We start from the raw sequence: 18,258 nt of genomic DNA, 5'->3' as shown, positions 1-18,258 counted from the left end.
AGGAGGGAGACGCCGCTCTGGTGGTTGATGGCAACGCCTTTGGGGCGACCGGTGCTGCCTGAGGTGTAGATGATGTAGGCGAGCTGGCCGGGGTTGACCGGGGGCAGGTTTGTGCTGAGAACTTGATTTGTGTGCTTATCGACATCTGCATCTTGGTCTGTGCACAGGCATTTGCCGGGGTCGATACCGAGTCGTTCGCGCAGTTCTGTGGTGGTGATGACGATGTGCATGTCGGCATCGTTGAGCAGGTACTGGACGCGGGAGGCGGGATAGGCCGGGTCGATGGGGACGTAGCAGGCACCGGCTTTCAAGACGGCGAGGATGCTGATGAGGCTTTCGGCGGTGCGGTTGAGGCAGATGCCGACGCAGTCTTCTGGCGCAACGCCGAGGGACAGTAAGACGGCAGCACGCTGGTTGGCGCGGTCGTTGAGTTGCTGGTAGCTGAGGCTGGTACTGCCGGCGATGAGGGCTGTCTTGCCGGGGGCGCTGGCAACCTGGGCTTCGAACAGGCCGTGCAGGGTCTGGCTCTCGGGATAGGCCATCGCCGTCGCGTTCCAGGTCGTCAGTTGACTGGTTTCGCTTTCATCGAGAATGTCTTCGATGCTGAATTGCCGTGCGCTTTGCGCAGTCAGCAAGCTCAGTATCTGACGGACATAAGACATCAGGTGTTGCTCAAGGCTTGCAGGCAAGAGATCGACATCCACATCGAGGTCAATGCGGCTGTAATTCTCTTTTCTGTTATGGGTATTGACAGTACTATGCACCGAAAACGTCAGCGGGAAACTGGTCGACTCCTCACCGAACGGCGATTCGCTGAAATTCTGCTGGCCTGGATGCAGATCAAACTGACCAAGCTGACCAAGTTGATCAAGCTGCACGAAGTTAAACAGTGAAGCCGACAAATCGATACCGGTATCAAACTGTATCTGTGCTGCCGGATAAAAGCGATGCCGGAACTGTTGTTGCAGGGTCTGGTGGATGGATTGAGCAATTTCCGTCCAGGATTTTTTTTCCAGGTCAACTGCCAGAGGCAGGGAATTGAGATACACACCCAGAGCCTGGTCGATGTTTTCCAGTTCCGGGCGGCTATGCGTAACGGCACTGCCAAGTATTTTTCCGGTACCGGTAATCACCGCCAGCAGTGCTGCGTACACCGTGTACCAAATGCTTTTTTCATGTACATGCCAGCGCTGCGCCAATGCTTCAACGGAAGCATTCAGCGCTTGTGGAACGTCATAACTGAAGCGTTGATTGCGCGCACGCTTCGCCCCTGCCCACCAGGGCATCGAAGCACCTTGCAGCTGTTCAATCCAGAAATTTTTGCTGGGCTCGTGTACGATTGACTTGAGTTCAAGGTCAATAAGTGTACTGTAAGCAGGTGGCGCAGATCTGGTTTCCGGAAATTCCTGATGCAGGAATTTGCCATAATTGGCGAGCAGTTCTGCCACAAAATGCTGATTGCTCCAGCCATCGAACAGGGCATGATGTATGACCAGGCTCAGGTGCAATGCAGTATCGCCAAGCACATGGATAGCCAGTCGCCATGGCGCAGCCTGGATGGCGATGCCCTGCTGCTTTTGTTCTGCTACCCATTGACGGATTTCTGTGTCCTGATCCGCTTTGGACAGGGCACGCAGATTAAATGTCTGCAAAGGCGCTGCGGCATTGCGCATGACAACCTGTAATGGGCGTCGTACAGCGTCCATGACAAAAACAGAACGCAAGGCTGCATGGCGTACCTGCATGGCCCGCAAGGCGCGAATAAAAAGTTTCTCGTTCCATCCCGACTGTACATGCCAGCACAGGACATTTTGATACAGGTGCAAGTCTTTTTCTTTGAGCGAATGATAAATCATGCCCTGCTGTAGCGACGATAGAGGAAAAGCATCATCCAGTTCCAGCAAATCATATTTATCATCGACAGCATGTTTTTCCGCATCATCAAGCAAGGCGAATGGTGCAATCGGGGTGACACTGGCAAACTGTGCATGATCACGGCGAATCAGACTGGCGATATCTGCAATCGTTGCGCTGCCGATGACATCATCAAGCGTGTATGAAAGCCCTTCTTTCCGGCTGTCGACGATGAGGTTGACTGCCTTGAGGGAATTGCCGCCAAGGCTGAAATAATTATCAGACGCCAGTACTTTGTCCTCAAGCGCCAGATTTTTACGAACCAGTCGGCAAAGCAGCGCACTGATCGAATTCAGTTCTGCCGGACTGGCAGCATTTGAACCAGACTGCACTGTTGCCTGCGCATCAGCAAGACCTGATATTTCGTCACGGATAAGGATGGATTGCGGCACCTCCAGTTTTGCCAGCGCATCAACCGGGATCAGGTAATCCAGCACCGTATCCCCTGCCCTTTTTGCATTCCCTGCGTCAGCATATTGGGCAAAGTATTTATCAAGAAACAGTTGTACAGGCGCATTTTTATCTGAACGAACCAGCGGGAAATGCACTTGCGCGCATTGCAGGCTTTCTGCATGCTCTCTTATTTTTTGCAGGACGCAATATTCGATATGGCGCCCCAATACCCGGCAACTCAGCAAAAATGTATCGACAATGAGCGTGCTGACACTGTTAGCTGCACTGTCAGCCACCAGCACCACCACACCTGTCTGACCATAGTCCCCGAATTTATCCTGTACCTGGACAATAAATCCCCTGGTATTTTTTTTTTCGATAATGGACTGCAATTCGTCTTGGGACCGGGGGATTTTTCTTAAATTGAACTGGTTGGTCTTGGCACTCAACTGCGCAGCGCGGTTCATATTGCCGGCATCCAGCGGATAAAAACGTACTTCTATACCCAGGTTCTGAATAAAAGAAGCCAGGTCACCGAACGAACTTTGCAAATGCTTTCTTTGCTGTTCAAGCTGGTAAAGCTGAGTGCGCCGGGTGTCTTCTTCCGTGACGGCAAGACGCTGGAACAGCCATGAACGTTCCAGCACGGCGGTTAAAGAACGCAAGCTATTACGCACTGCATCATCTGATGTCTGGGGGATGGGCAATAGCAACAGACCAGGGTGCGCTGCACCGACTTCAACCAGTTCAACCGCATTGTCATCAATAAAGATAAAAGAACTGGATGACAGATTCAGCTCGGCAGCGATCTCGGCGATGTTTTGCGCCTTGGATTGCCAGTTGACTCGCATGGCGATGAAATCATCGCGCTGCAGTACCATGTCGGCATTCTCTTCAAATACGCGCTCGACATCTGCTGGATTGTTCTTGCTGACCAGTGCCAGCAACATCCCCTGCTGCTTTGCTTTTCTTACCAGGTTTTGCAAATACAGCTGATCACGGGTAATGACCAGCGTATCTGGTTCCTGTTCGCCGCATATGCCTTGCCAAAGCGTACCATCGGCATCCAGTACAATGAGCTTATGCTCAAAGCCATGAAAGTTGGCAATGCGTGTTGCGATGACCTGTGCAAGCAGGGAAAAATAACTGTCCCTGAACGGGATTTTCGCTATTTCATCGCGTACCAGGTCAAATACTTCCGAAGAATGCCCTACATAAAAATCAGCAGGCACGATGGGCGCAACCGACAAGCTGGCCAGTTTTTCAAGCAAGCGGCTTTCGAGCGCAAGCAAATACCTGTTGTCATGCCCGTCCTGCGCAGCCAGTTCCAATAATGAAGGACATAAGGCCACCACGAATTTGCCTGGGTAAGCGACATCCAATTCAGTCAATGTGGCGACCAGGCTATCCTGCAATTGCTCAACTGTTTTCCAGTTGGCGTCATTGAAACGGCGGTCCTGCAAGGCCTGCCTGTCGGCAAGGCAAAAAAAATCCTCCACCCTGAGCAATAACAGGTTAATACCAGCGACATCTGTCCTGAGACCTGCGTCTTGATTGAGCAAGGACTGGAAGACCTGGCCAAAAGGGGCGAAATTAATGGTTGAAGCAATGCCATAGCCAGACAACTGCTCTGCCAGGAAATTTTGTAGCGGTTCAGCGGTGAAGCCGGCCACAACGAAAACATCTGCCTCTTTGGCGTTGAGCCTTACATCGTCCAATTCTTGCGCCATCTTGCTTCGCCTCTTTTATCTAGTAGATCACCGCTACTCAATATTTTTTGATGTATCGCTGGTTTTAAGGACTTATGAAATCTCGCATTTCACACCGATCAATTCATCAACAAAACTCAAAATGGTTTTTGCATTTTTTGATTTAAGGATTTCGTTGTGCTGTGCCTCTACATGGCGCACCTGGAAATCATTGCTGATGAAATTACCCCACGAGTATTTTTCATCACGCATGGTTGAATCATCGAGAAATCCATCCAGGCTGGCCAGGGACATGCTTGGCGGATAACAATTCGCCTTGATATAGGTAATTTCCAGGCCATCAATATTTTTTGGCGGTTCATAAATTGCCATCGAACGCTTCTTGCCGCCTTCGACAATGTTATTGAACAGGTCAAGATTCACCCTGTTATTGGCAGCATTGTTTGTATCAAATGTCTGCAATAGCTCACCAACCTGGCTGGCTGGCGTGAACATGATCTGGGTCGCCAGTTTGTCGTAGCTGTCCTTGTCGAGTTTCATCGGTGCCAGGATGGAATCAATAATGATGGCCTGCATGAAATTCATGAAGCGTTCATCAAGGCGATAATGGAAATGCGGGAAGGAATCGATCATCATCAGCATCTCGACTTCATCGCCGGCAACCTTCAATTGGTGCGCGATTTCCAGTGTCACCACACCGCCGTAGGAATAACCCAACAATGCGTAAGGGCCGGATTTTTGCAAACCTTTGATCTGGTGAATGGCATCTGCGGCAATCTTGCGGATATCGGTCTCCAGCGTTGCCAGGTCGCCACTGATTTCACCGACAAGCACTTTGTACTTGCCCTTGCTTTCTGCGACAAAATCAGAAAAATCAAAGATATTGCCGTTCAGGCCAGGGATACAGAATATGTTTCTATCGCCAGTGCTGTCACCCATCGCAATGAATTCTATGCTGCGATCTGCGTCTGGCGTTGTGCCCCTGATATTGCTGCCGTGATCTTGCACATCACTGTCAGAAGCCGGTGCAGTCGCTGATGCATGACCAGCCTTGAAGCCGAGCTGATCGCCATATTCGACGGCAAGATGCTTCGCCAGATGCCCCACTGTCGGGTTGGCAAAGAAGACTGCCATCTTGAGGGTCTTGCCCATGCCATGTTCAACGGCATTTTTCAGTTCGGTCATCGACAGTGAATCAACACCGAGGGAAACGAATTCTGTATCCGCTTCAACTTCGTCCCTGGCGTCGGCACCCAGCACCTTATTTACCTGGGCCTTGAGGAATACTTCTATATTCTGGACAATGCTGTTTTGCGGATTTTGCAGGAAAGCACGTTCCAGCTCCCCTACTTCAGCGTCGTCAATATCGCGCTTCTCAACCAGGTTGAGCAACATCCTCGATCTGATGTCGGAAGCCAGACGGCTGCCCAGTTTGCACACCACACCTTGCACACTTTGATTGAGCATCAGTCTTTCCAACGACAGGAAGCCTTCATCGACAGAGATGAAATGGCTCATGTCCATGGTGCGCTTCTGTGCCAGTCGTGCAGCCATACCCACTTCTGCCCATGCCCCCCAGTTGACGCTGAGGCCTGGCAGGTTCTGGCTGCGCCTGTGACTCATGAGGCGATCCATGAAGGCATTTGCTGCGGCGTAATTACTTTGGCCGCCACCATCAAGGATGGCAGAGACGGATGAAAAGCAAACAAAGAAATCAAGAGGCAACTGCGCAGTCAGGTGATGCAGGTGCAGGGTGCCCATGACTTTCGGCTTGAATACTTTTTCAAATTTTTCCACGGTTTGCTGTTCGACCAGCGCATCTTCGAGCACACCGGCGCAATGCAGGATGCCTCCCAGAGGCGCATCTCCTGCCTGTATGGTGCGGATAATACGTGCCACATCTTCATGCACGCCTATGTCTCCACGGACTGGATAAGCATTAATGCCGACCTTGTTGAGGTCACGAAGCTGACGTGCAATATCCTCGGTAGGCTCACTTCTGCCGACCAGGGCGATATGTCTGGCACCGTGGCTGACCAGCCAGTTCGCCGACTGGAGGCCCAGGCCGCCGAGGCCCCCCGTAACGAGATAGGTTTTTCCAGGATTGACAAAGGATGCGTGCGCAGCAGCACTGGCGTGCTTGTCAAAGTTGACAACAACCTTGCCGACATTCTTGCCCGCTGACAGGTAACGGTAAGCCTGCTGGATATCGCTGACAGAAAATTCTGTCATGGCCAGCTCTTCGAGCTTGCCGGATTCGAAATCGTCGAGTATCTGCTGCATCAGATCGTGAATGATGGTGTTGCCACCTATGCCGCCGCTGACTGCGTCTTCACCAATTTCAAAGAAGCAGTAGTCAACATCAGGACGGTAAGCCGCGGCCTTTTCATTTGACCAGATATCTTTTTTGCCAATTTCGACAAAGCGTCCATTTTTGCCGAGTGCATCAAAGCTCTTCTCGATGAAATCGCCATTGAGGCTGTTGAAGACAATGTCCACACCCTCGCCTTTGGTGAGGTCGAGAATTTGCTGTGAAAAATCGAGGGAACGCGAATCAAAGATGTGCTTGACACCCTGCTGGCGCAAATGTTCCCACTTGCCCTGGCTGGCGGTCGCATAGATTTCTGCGCCGGCTGCCCTGGCGATCTGGATGGATACCTGGCCGACCCCGCCTGCCGCTGCATGGATCAATACCTTGTCGCCAGGCCTGATCTTTGCCACGTGGTACAAGGCATAGTAAGCGGTCATGAACACGGTAGGAATGCAAGATGCCGCGGCATAGCTGAGCGCCTCTGGCTTCTTGATGACCTTGTCGACATTGACGACGAAATCACTGCTCAGGCAGCCATTGTGCCAAACGATGACATCATCCCCTTTTTTCAGATGGCTTACGCCCTGGCCCACGCGCTTGATGCGGCCCGCACCTTCCATGCCAAAATCAAAATCAGCTGCATGTCGTTTGTTAGGATTGAGAAAGCCCAGTACATACAGGGTCTCCTTGAAGTTCAGCGCTGCACTGTGCATTTCCACCAGCACTTCATTTTCACCCAGCAAATCAGGTATGAATTCACGGGCTGAGAAATTGTCAAACGTGCCGAAACGCATCAGGCGTATTTCAAAAGGCCCTGAGGGAAGGCGCAGCTTGCTGTTGGCTGCCCCGGTATCGACAGCTTTTTTAATACGTGGTGTAAATCGCTGGCCATCGCGGTAGGCCAGCTGGTTTTCCAGCGTTTCGCCTTGCACCAGGTCGGCGATGAATGCATCAAGCGATGCCTCTGTGGTATCCACGTCTGCCCGCAAGCAGTGGAATTCCGGATGTTCAATCGTCAGGGTATTACCGATACCCCACAATGCCGATTGATGGGCATCATATTCGTCGATATGGATTTCTTCATCGATCAGCTGTGCCCCGGACGTGGCAATCACGATGCGTGGCGCGACATCGGCATCGCAGGCACTGATCAGTTGCGTGAGGCTCAGCACATTCAGGCTCAGATCCAGCGCGTCTTCATGATTGTCAGGCGTTTCGCACAAATTTTTGGCGAAGACGATGGTATCGACTTCCGAATGTTTGATCAGGCCAAGAATTTCTTTTGACGACAAAAGATCTTGCTCATAGGTTTTGGTATCAGGGTATTTTTTGCTCAGGTGACGGGTACTGATCGGTTTGCTGTCATCAATCAGGCCTTGCGCCAGACGAATAACGGTTTTATTGTCATTCCTCAGTGCCAATTCAAGTTTTGTGACAGGCAAGCTGTCTTCGCCGATCAAGACCCAGGTGTTGCGTGGTTTGGCAGGTTTGGAAACTGCCTGCTCTGTCTTTTCCCATTCGATGTCAAACAGCACACCGGCCAGTTGATCATCTGCCACGACTGAATCAGCGATTTCTTTTTGCAGGTAGTGTTCTATCCTGGCGATGACTGCGCCTTTTTCAGAGAAAACAGTGATCTCGCCTATCGAGTATTCTTCATCCGTCTGTTCCCGCCTTACCGCGTGTACATAGAAAGTATTGGGTACCGACTCATACACTGTGAAGTTACGCAGGCCCACCGGCAAAGTACCGGTCTGCGAAATTTTTGGTCCGTCAATGACCTGGAAAGCCGCGTCCAGCAAGACCGGGTGGAAGCTATAACGATCAACTTCGGGATACAGATGTTGAGGCAATTCCACCAGCCCCAGGCTTTCCAGCTGACCATGCTGGTTTTCGCCTATCCACAGGCGTTTGATCGCCCTGAAGGAAGGGCCAAAGGTAATGAATTTAAGCGCATCATAGTAACGGCTCAGTGGCAGCAGCTCGCTATCGGCCTTGTGGATCAGGGCCGGCATGGCAATCGCAGGCGGGTTGACAGAATGTGGCGAGATCTTGCCCTTGGCGTGCAAGACCCAGGCACTGCTGTCAATGGCATCTGATTTTCCGAGGTTACGGCTCAGGATTTCGAAGGTACAGCCTTCGCCGCTGGCGGTGGCAATAATCTGCAACACCTTCTTGGCGCCGTCATGCAACATCATTACTTGGGCGAAACGGATTTCATCAATACGCACTTTTTTGTTCTTGATGAAATGCTTGCCGATTTCCAGCGCCATCTGGGTATAGCCCGCGCCAGGGAAAATCACTGTTTCTATCAAACGGTGGTCAGCGATGAACTTGGGCGTGTCTTTATCAATGATATTCTCAAACACGACAACCTTTGCCGTGCTGGCCAGGCGGCGGCCCAGCAAAGGATGCTCCAGCGGCAGATTTTCCAGCGCAATTGCCTTGGGTTTATTGATGATCTCTTCATCGATCCAGAAGCTCTTGCGCTCAAACGGGTAAGTCGGCAAGGAGATGCGCCTTGTGCCGGAGTCGGCGAAAACGGCTTCCCAGTCTATGTCTATACCCAGGCAGCAGGCTTTGCCCAAGGCTGCCGACATGAAATCTGCGGCACCAATAGTATCTTTTGCCCGTGGCAGCGTGCTCACGGTCAGGCATTCCACATCAAAATCGTGCTGGCCCAGCAAGGAACACAAGGTCGCACCTGGCCCCATTTCCAGGCAGATGGCATCTTGCACCATGATGGTCTGCGCACCTTTGGAAAACAGCACGGCTTCGCGTAACTGTCTGACCCAATAAGAAGAATCCGTTGCCTGCTCAGCGGTGATCCATGTGCCGCTCACATTGGAAACAAAGGGAATGGTCGGATGATGAAGTTCAACCGAGTTGACGATATTCCCATAAGCTTCAAGAATAGGGTCCATCATATGCGAGTGGAACGCATGTGATGTATGCAACACCACGCTCTTGATATTGGCATCAAGCAGTCTGGCAGCAAGACGTTCTATGGCTTCTACCGTCCCTGAGACGACGCAGGATGCCGGGCTGTTTTCACCGGCGATGGAAACCGTGTCATCCAGGTAACGGCCCACTTCTTCTTTTGCCAGTGGTATCGACAACATATTGCCTTTTGGCATGGACTGCATGAGACGACCACGATTTGCCACCAGTTTTAAACCATCACTGAGGGAAAATACGCCCGCCAGGCAGGCCGCTGCATATTCGCCTATGCTGTGCCCTATCATGGCCGCAGGTTTGACACCCCAGCCCATCCACAGTTGTGCCAGGGAATAAGAAATCACGAACAGGCAAATTTGCGTATATTCAGTTTCATTGATGCGTTCACGCGTTGTTTCATGTTCACTCAGTGAAGGAAACAGAACCGGGAAAATATCGATACCCAGAGAGTCTTTTGCCTCCTGGCAGCACTGGTCAACACAGGCCTTGAAAATGGGTTCTTCCTTGTAAAGCTGCAATCCCATGTCAGGGTATTGCGAACCCTGACCCGGGAACATGAATACGGTTTGCCGCATCGCATTGACAGGGATGGTGTGAACAACCTGGCTTGACTTTTCACAGGCTTCGATCAGTTTTTCCTTGTCATCAGCAACGATATAAAGACGATGATCAAATTTCTGACGGCCAGCGTTGAGCGAATAGGCAATGTCAGCCAGCTCTGCTTCAGGGTGATCCTGCAAGTACGTGGCAAGCCGCAATTTTGAATCAGCCAGTGCCTTTTCTGATTTTGCCGTTAACACCACCAGCTTGTGGTAGGGCCTTGGCTCCAGCGTGCGTTTCACTTCGGGCGCTTCTTCGACGATGGCGTGGACATTGGTGCCACCTACCCCAAAAGCGCTGATACCGGCTATGCGCCTGCCGTTATAGGGTTGCCAGTCAGTCAGTTCCTGCGCAACGCGGAATGGGCTTTCTTCAAAATTAATCGCAGGGTTGGCCTCGTTGAAATTGACGATAGGCGGGATTTTTTTATAATGCAGCATCAGCGAGGTTTTGATGAGCCCGGCAATGCCGGCAGCAATGCTTAGATGGCCTACATTGGTTTTTACCGAGCCAATTGCACAGTATTGATTTTCGTCCGTGTATTTTCTATAAACTTTGCTGATCGATTCGATCTCTATCGGATCACCCACGTTGGTGCCAGTGCCATGCGCTTCGACATAGCTGATATCACGGGCGCTGACGCCTGCGCGTTCTATGGCTTCATGGATAACACTCATCTGCCCTTTGACGCCCGGGGCCATATAGCCGACTTTTTGATTGCCGTCATTGTTGACAGCCGTACTGCGGATGACAGCATAGATCTTGTCGCCATCCTTGATGGCGTCTGGCAACCTGCGCAACATCACCATGCCAACGCCGCTACCAAACACCGTGCCGGAAGCATCCTTGTCAAAAGCACGCAGGTAACCACCACGTGCCGACAGGCCACCATCAAAATACTGGTAACCGACACCCTTCAAAATTTCGCAGCCGCCTGCCAGCGCATAATCGCAGTCATACATCAGCAGGTGATTGCAGGCCTCATGTGTTGCCAGCAAGCCGGTCGAGCACGCGCTGTTGAGTGAAATGCTGGGGCCATTCAGGCCCAGTTTATGCGAGAGCTGTGTGGCAAAAAAATCCTTGATGGCAATAATTCGTTTTGCCACTTCATTGGTTTCTTCGAGGGGTGACTGGAAGAGGTTATAATACATCCAGTATTTATGATCTGCCACACCAAAATACATGCCGGTTTTGGTGCCGCTGACGATATGGCCGGAATCTTCTATGCATTCCTGCGCGGCTTCGAGCATGATGCGCAATTGCGGATCTGCCATCCTGGCTTCACGTGGTGAAAATCCAAAGAATTTCGCATCGAACATATCGATATCGTCCAGATCGTAACTACGATAGACATAGTCGGCGCTATCGAGTTTTTCCCTGGCGACACCTAGCCTGGCGAGTTCTTCCCTGTCGAGCATTTTGGCGCAATCACGCCCCTCAAGCAGGTTCTTCCAAAATTCGTCCTGGTTGTTTGCCTTTGGAAATCGCAAAGACACACCAACTATTGCAACAGCACTGTTAAAATCGCTCATAGTTCAACCCGTATCCTTCTGTTTCGTTCCAAGTTCACTTGACTTAAATGTTTTGCCCGTTTGCTCACATTCACGGTGCTGTCCAGATGATGGTGATCATCATTTTTGGCTTCAATAAATCTGGATAAATCGTGTATATTCGAGTAGACAAACAAATCCGTTGTTTTCAGCTTTTTTGAAAAGGTCTTGTTGATAAGTTCGATTAATTTGACTGACAGCAGAGAGTTGCCGCCAACATCAAAGAAGTTGCTATCCATCGCAATATTTGCCTTGGGTGCATCAAGCACGCCGGCCCAGATAGAGAGCAATTCCTTTGCCACCAGATGGTCCCTGACCACCGGCCCTGTCTGCGCGGCATGGGTTAACGCAGTTGCCGACACAGCCTGCTTGAGCGCGCTATAATCAATTTTATGGCGACTGTTCAAGGGCATTTTCTCTACCGGTACATAGCTGTCCGGCATCATGTAGGTAGGCAAAATATCAACCAGCCGCTGCTTGATATCGGGTAAATTGAATTGCGCGCCTGATTTGCTTTGCACATAGCACACCAGCTTTTCAGCGCCCTTGGCGCCTTCATGAATAGCCGCTGCAGAAAAAACAGCATCCAGGCTTTGCACTGCTTGTTCTATCTCTTCAAGCTGTATGCGATAGCCACGCGACTTGACCTGGCGATCTTTTCGGCCGATATAATTCAGGTTGCCATCGCGATCAATAAAGCCCAGATCGCCAGTGCGGTATGAACGGCAATTGCCTTCTTCATTTACCAAAAATTTTTCGGCTGTCAGTTCAGGATTCAAGTAATAACCGCGAGCCAGGTGTGGCGTGACGATATGTATCTCACCCACTTCGAATTCACCGGCTAACCCACCATCTTCCTTAAGAATCTGGATATCCACTTGCCGGATCGGCTTGCCGACGGGAACATTTTCGATGGAGGACTGTGCGGCAGTCCCGGTCGTATCGGCGACAACTTGACAAGTCATGATCTGGGGCGTTTCACTGGTACCATACACATTGATCAATGTGCCGGAAGGCAGCAGCGATTTGATATGGCTTGCCAGCTCCTGACCCAATACCGAACCACCAATGGCGAGCAACCGCAGTGTATCGAGACCCTGTTTTTCGCTCTGCTCAAAAATATGCCGGGCCAGTTGGGGTGTCGCATGGACCACTGTGACCTGCTTTTCTTTAATCCAGGCATGCAAGCCGTGACGGCTGCTGAGCGCCTCCCTGGTAGGGATAGCTATACACGCACCGATAGTCAAGGGAACAAAAATATCCCGTATCAGCGGGTCATAGCCCAGACCCGAGAGCATGCTGAACTTGTCTTTGACGGACAAGGAAAACTTCTCCTGGTACCAGTCCATGAAATTCAATATAGGCCTGACGCTCGTCACAACTAGTTTTGGCTTGCCGGTAGTGCCGGACGTCGCCACCAGATACATTTCGCGGTCGGCGATCGCATCGGGATAGTCAGATTCATCAATTTCAGTGGCTTGATCTGCGACATATTCGCCATCAAGTTCTGTGCCCGAATCATCCATATGCTGACTGCTGAGTATGCAGCAATCACTCAAGCGCTCATCAGTAATTCGCCGGGCTTTTTCTTCATCTGAATAGCCTTCAGATCCCAGCCAGAAAATATTTTTGACGCTTTCGAGTGCACGTGAAATATAAGCTTCTGGCTGATTTTCGCCAATCACGAAAAATACGCGATTTGCCTTGACACACGCCAGTATGGCAAGCACCAGCAAGGGACTGCGCTCGCAATGAATGACAACAACAGAATGTTGATGATCGCTACGATTTTGAATAAGACGTGCGAGGTCATCGCTCAAGCCATCAAGCTGCTGATAAGACCATATTTGTTCACCAAACTCGATGGCATTTCTGTCTCGGTACTGATGAGCAGAAAATTTGAAACGCTCAATGATGTCTGCAACTTCATCTATCGCTTTCACACAGGGTTCGCGCAAGAAATCTGCATCAGCATGCACGACATTTTCTCGTGAATTGAAAGTGTTTCCTTTACTTCCTGCGCTGTCGCCGCCAGCAATCGCAACGGTAGCTGCATCACGATTTTCGAATGCAGAACTGTCGATCGATTTATGTAAATCATCCATGCTCGTCATGCGTCTTTTCCTCAGGCCAGAGCTGCGAAATATGCATAGTCTTTACCAGTGAAAATACTTCCGAAAGTAGCGTACTGGTCGAGTATAAATATAGTGGAAAGTTATTACGATGATGTGACGCTTGCAAAATAATTTTGACATTACAACAATGTATTTTTGCATTTAAAAATCATGCAAAACATCATCAGAAAATTGCAAATTCAAGAGGAGAAATAAACAGGAAATGTAAAAATAAAATTACTCGCACCATCTGCATTTTTCCATGCAATGACATGGAAGTAATATGCAAATAATTTATGCTTCGTAATTTTTCATATTGAATATTCCGTGCAGCAATTTCGTCATTTCTAAAACGAAATTTTTTAGATGAATAGAAGATTTTTTGTTCAGGCATGCATCATGAAAAATATTGGTACCAGGTCAGATCAAGGTGATATTTTCATTGATCTGATCTGGCATTTTCCATCATTCATATCTGAGTGCATTCACCGGGTTTTGCAGCGCTGTTTTTCCAGCCTGAATAGCCACGGAAAAAAAGGCGAGAATTGCGATCAGGGATGTGGCGGCGAAAAATATCCAGATATGAATATCTGTTTTGTAGGCAAAGGTCTGTAGCCAGTAATTCATCACAAGGTAAGTAGTCAGGGACGCGACGCAGGCCGCCGCAAAAACCCATCCCAGCAAGCCCTTTGTCAGCATCCATACGATATTGATGGGCGTGGCACCCAGCACTTTTCTGACACCAATTTCTTTTGTGCGTTGCTGTGTCGTAAAAGCAGCAAGCCCGAACAGACCAAGACAAGAGATGATGATGCATACCAGGGCGAAACTTCCGGTCAGGCGCATGATATTGGCTTCATTGACGTACTGCTGTTTCAGCAAGTCATCAAAGAAGGCATATTCAAAAGGATGCTTGGGATCAAAGTTGGAAACAACTCTCTTGACCGTTTCCAGCGTCTGCGTCATGTTGTCGCCCTTAATGCCGACGATGATGGAACGTGTGATGAGATTACGCTGATTGAGCGGGATGTTTTCAAGATCGCTCTTCTGGAACTGGCGTATCATCATCGGGCCTACTTTTGAATGCAGGGAACTGAAATGGAAATCTTTGACGACACCGATGACATGGCTGTCAATTTGAACCCGTTTACCGACGGCATCTGTCCATCCCATTAAACGCACAAATGATTCATTGACGAGCACTGAGGCGCCGACATCGGTCAGCATGCGTTTTGAAAAATCACGGCCAGCCAGCACCTCTATGCCGACGTTTTTGACAAAGTCGCGGTCAACTGAGATCTGGTTGACGGTCATTTCCTGCATATTGCCATCACTGGTTTCCACCTTGATGAGGCTGGCAGCCACTTCATCACCTGGCACAAATGAAGATTCAGTGACATTGACGATATTGGGCTGGTTTTCAAGTTCCGATTTCATCACGGGAATTTTTTCTATCGCATCAATGCCGCGTATCATGATCGCCAGCTTGTTATCCCGCTCAAAGCCCAGCGGCTTGCTGGCAATGTATTCAAGTTGCAAACTCATGATCAGTGTGCTGGCGACGATACCGACCGAGACAAACAGCTGGATGAACACCAGCGCCTCGCGGATACTGAATGAAGACCTGCGCATATTGCGCTGGTTATAGATGGCAGCCAGCGTACTGATAGAGGAAAGGTAAAGAGCAGGATAAAGGCCAGCTGCAATGCCGATGATGATGGCACCCAGCAAGATCCATAGTATCGTTACTGGTTGCTGGGAAATATTCAGTTCGACGTTGGAACCGAGCAAGGTATCGAGGCCAACGGTCATATTAATGATGAACAACATGCTGATACCGATGACCGCAGCAATCAGGCTCAGGCAAACTGATTCACCGAGGAACTGGGCGATCAGTTGCTGTTTGGTCGCACCAATGACGCGGCGCATGCCGATTTCCTTTGAGCGCCCGATGGCGCGTGCAGTCGCCAGGTTCGTATAATTGATGCAGGCAACAATGACCAGGAACAGGGCGACAGCAATGAAGCCATAGATATATAAAATATTTCCCACCGGCTGGTCATAGCGATAGCTGTCATCAAAATGGATGTCGGTCAGGGCCTGACTGATGAAATTGATCTGCGAATGCATGCGCTTGCCAACCTGCGAGGTGGAATCATCACCAAACTTGGCAAGCAACTGGTCGAAGGATTTTTTATCCATGCCTGGCTTCAGGCGGAAGTAAGTATAGTTTTCTATATCGAACAGCTGTTCTGGTGACGAAGTTGTATCATCCAGGCCAAAGTCACGCAGGCGCTTCATGGACAGCACGGCGTCATAACGTAGATGGCTATTTTTTGGCATGTCTTTGAAAACGGCAGAGATGCGGTAACCATAGGTGTCCGTGCTGATGGTTTCGCCAACCGGGTTTTTATCGCCAAAATAGCTTTTGGCAAAGCTTTCACTGACTGCGATCCAGGACGGATCTGATAACGCGCCCTTCAGGTCCCCATAGACGGCTTCATGCGAGAAGACATCGAAAATGTTTTCATCGGCAATTTTTACATTGTCCCAATACTTTGCCGTATCCTGATAGCGAAATACCGCCCGTGTGATGGCGAAATTTCTTACCCGTGCGTAGTCACCAATTTGTGGATATTCCTTGGTCAGTAAAGGCCCCAGCGCACGGGAAGTTAACGCATAGCGGTTGGCCTGGCCGTTGGTAGTGATTTCGTTGACTACCCTGACGATGGAATCATGATTCTTATGATACTTGTCATAACTTAGCTGGTTGCTGGCGTACAGCGACAGGGCGATCGCACAGGCAATCGCCAGTGACAGGCTCAGCAGGTTAATCGCCGAATAAACACGGTCTTTCAACAGATTTCGAAAGGCGATCTTCAAATAATGGCTAAACACGTGCTTGCTCCTGACCAATGGGTAGATTGTTGCCTGCAAGGCTCCAGCAAGCTGGAAACGTCTCACGACATAAAAATTTCAGGCCGATTTAACCTGTCCCGGTTTTTGCCATCGCCGCGCTGACCACACCCAGCCTTTGCTGGGTCTGGCTGACAAACTTGCCGTCAAGCAGCGAGGCAATGCGGCTGCAATAACCGGCATCATGCTCCGAGTGCGTCACCATGACGATGGTGCTGCCTTCTTCATTGAGCTGCTTCAGAATGCGCATGACTTCTGCCCCATGACGCGAATCAAGATTACCGGTCGGTTCATCAGCCAGTATCAACCTGGGTGCAGTCACCACCGCCCTGGCGACGGCAACGCGCTGTTGCTGCCCACCAGACAATTGCAGGGGATGATGTTTTTTCCGATGATCTATACCCAGCTTCACCAGCACGGCCTCTACTCTTTCACGTCGTTCAGGAGGCGGGACACCGGCGTATATCAGCGGTAATTCAACGTTTTCAAAAACACTGAGTTCATCAATCAGATTAAAACTCTGGAAGATGAAGCCTATGTTTTTTTTCCTGAAATCAGAACGTTGCCGCTCTGGCAGTTGAGACACCTCTTCACCCAGGAAGCGATAACTCCCACTGGTGGGGCTGTCGAGCAAGCCTATGATGTGCATCAAGGTCGATTTTCCACAACCCGATGGGCCCATCAAGGCAACAAATTCGCCTTCATCAACTTCAAGATCGATATTGTTTACCGCCGCTGTTTCAAGCTCGTCGGTACGAAATATTTTTGATAAACCACTAGTTTGGATAATCATTTTATGTTCCGGTCATTCATGGATAGAGTGTCTATGGTGTCGGTCTGTTTTCACAGACATTGCAATTTCACCGTACGCACCTGGATGGGTTCAGATCATCATTACGCGCAAAGGGCACTGTCCGGGCTTGTGGTCTGCATGCCCTCGCAGATGGCGTTTAAAACCAGGTCTTTATTTTCATCCATGAAAAAATGCCCGCCGTCGAAGACCCTGAAGTCTGCCTTCTTCTGGAAATGATCCTGCCATCCGACCAAGTCTTCCTTTGTCACCTTATCATCGAGGGCACCGCCGAAAATAGAAACGGCGCAATCAAGCTTGACATCAGGCGCGCGGTGGTAGATGTAGGCCGCCTTGAAATCTGTACGTAGTATGGGGACGAATATCTCCATCAGGTCGGCATTATTCAGGATGATTTCTGGTGTGCCGTTCAGGCTCTTCAGCTCTGACTTGAATTTATCGAGCGGGTAATTATGAATAGGCGGGATGCGTGGTGAATAATGTGGTGCACGTCGCGCGCCACAGAAATACCGGAAAGGCATGGGCAGGTTTTTTTCTTTCAGCACATGCAATAGTTCAAAACTCACCGCTGCACCAAGACTGTGGCCATACATCATATATGGCCGGTCCAGCCACTGAGGGATAAAGCGAGCAATCTGCCCGGCCATGTCGTCAACCGAGGTCAGCAAACCTTCGCTGAGGCGGTTGGCACGTCCGGGTGGTTGGATGGCAACGAGTTCGATATTGTCAGGCAGGAGATCTTCCCAGGCCATATAGGCAGTTGCGCTGCCACCGGCATACGGGAAACAAAACAACCTGTATTGCGCTTTGGGCTTGGGCCGGGTGATAAGAAACCATTTGGATGCGTGCATGCTGCTACTCCCTGGTTAAGCGGTTCTGTCGATATTGATCAGGCTGACATTGTCAGTCTTTTTCCAACAATGCGATGAAGAACATTGATCTACGGCACCAGGTCATTCACAGGAAAGAACTCATGTCCGAT

Annotated in this window: 6 protein-coding genes; all 6 read right to left on the bottom strand. The window is 50.1% G+C overall.

Annotated elements, in window-relative coordinates; all coding sequences use genetic code 11:
• Positions 1-4,037, bottom strand: a 4,037-nt coding sequence (locus tag ACO0LH_RS27440; RefSeq protein ID WP_422944335.1) for an HAD-IIIC family phosphatase, incomplete at its 3' end; no start/stop codon positions are given.
• A gap of 72 nt (positions 4,038-4,109) precedes the next feature.
• Positions 4,110-11,417, bottom strand: a complete 7,308-nt coding sequence (locus tag ACO0LH_RS27435; protein ID WP_422944334.1) for an SDR family NAD(P)-dependent oxidoreductase — start codon at positions 11,415-11,417, stop codon at positions 4,110-4,112.
• Positions 11,414-13,549: a non-ribosomal peptide synthetase gene (locus tag ACO0LH_RS27430; protein WP_422944333.1), complete on the bottom strand. Its 2,136-nt coding sequence runs from the start codon at positions 13,547-13,549 to the stop codon at positions 11,414-11,416. The genes ACO0LH_RS27435 and ACO0LH_RS27430 overlap by 4 nt, the downstream gene beginning before the upstream one ends.
• 465 nt (positions 13,550-14,014) lie before the next feature.
• Positions 14,015-16,447, bottom strand: a complete 2,433-nt coding sequence (locus tag ACO0LH_RS27425; protein WP_422944332.1) for an FtsX-like permease family protein — start codon at positions 16,445-16,447, stop codon at positions 14,015-14,017.
• Positions 16,448-16,535: 88 nt separating this feature from the next.
• Positions 16,536-17,258 (bottom strand): ABC transporter ATP-binding protein, encoded by a 723-nt coding sequence (locus ACO0LH_RS27420; protein ID WP_422944331.1) that lies wholly within the window; start codon positions 17,256-17,258, stop codon positions 16,536-16,538.
• A 101-nt stretch (positions 17,259-17,359) separates the two neighbouring features.
• Positions 17,360-18,127 carry a thioesterase II family protein gene (locus ACO0LH_RS27415; protein ID WP_422944330.1) on the bottom strand — a complete coding sequence of 256 codons (768 nt, stop codon included), beginning with the start codon at positions 18,125-18,127 and terminating at the stop codon, positions 17,360-17,362.
• Between the last annotated feature and the right edge of the window lie 131 nt (positions 18,128-18,258).

Origin of the sequence: Undibacterium sp. TJN19 (assembly GCF_049339485.1) — a bacterium.
Classification (GTDB): domain Bacteria; phylum Pseudomonadota; class Gammaproteobacteria; order Burkholderiales; family Burkholderiaceae_D; genus Undibacterium.
Note: the sequence above shows the minus strand (reverse complement) of the source record. Positions and strands in the feature narration are given on the sequence as shown.

Coding starts and splice junctions, on each gene's coding strand:
- ACO0LH_RS27420 (WP_422944331.1), bottom strand. CDS start 17,258: ATGATTATCCAAACTAGTGGTTTATCAAAAATATTTCGTACCGACGAG.
- ACO0LH_RS27415 (WP_422944330.1), bottom strand. CDS start 18,127: ATGCACGCATCCAAATGGTTTCTTATCACCCGGCCCAAGCCCAAAGCG.
- ACO0LH_RS27430 (WP_422944333.1), bottom strand. CDS start 13,549: ATGACGAGCATGGATGATTTACATAAATCGATCGACAGTTCTGCATTC.
- ACO0LH_RS27435 (WP_422944334.1), bottom strand. CDS start 11,417: ATGAGCGATTTTAACAGTGCTGTTGCAATAGTTGGTGTGTCTTTGCGA.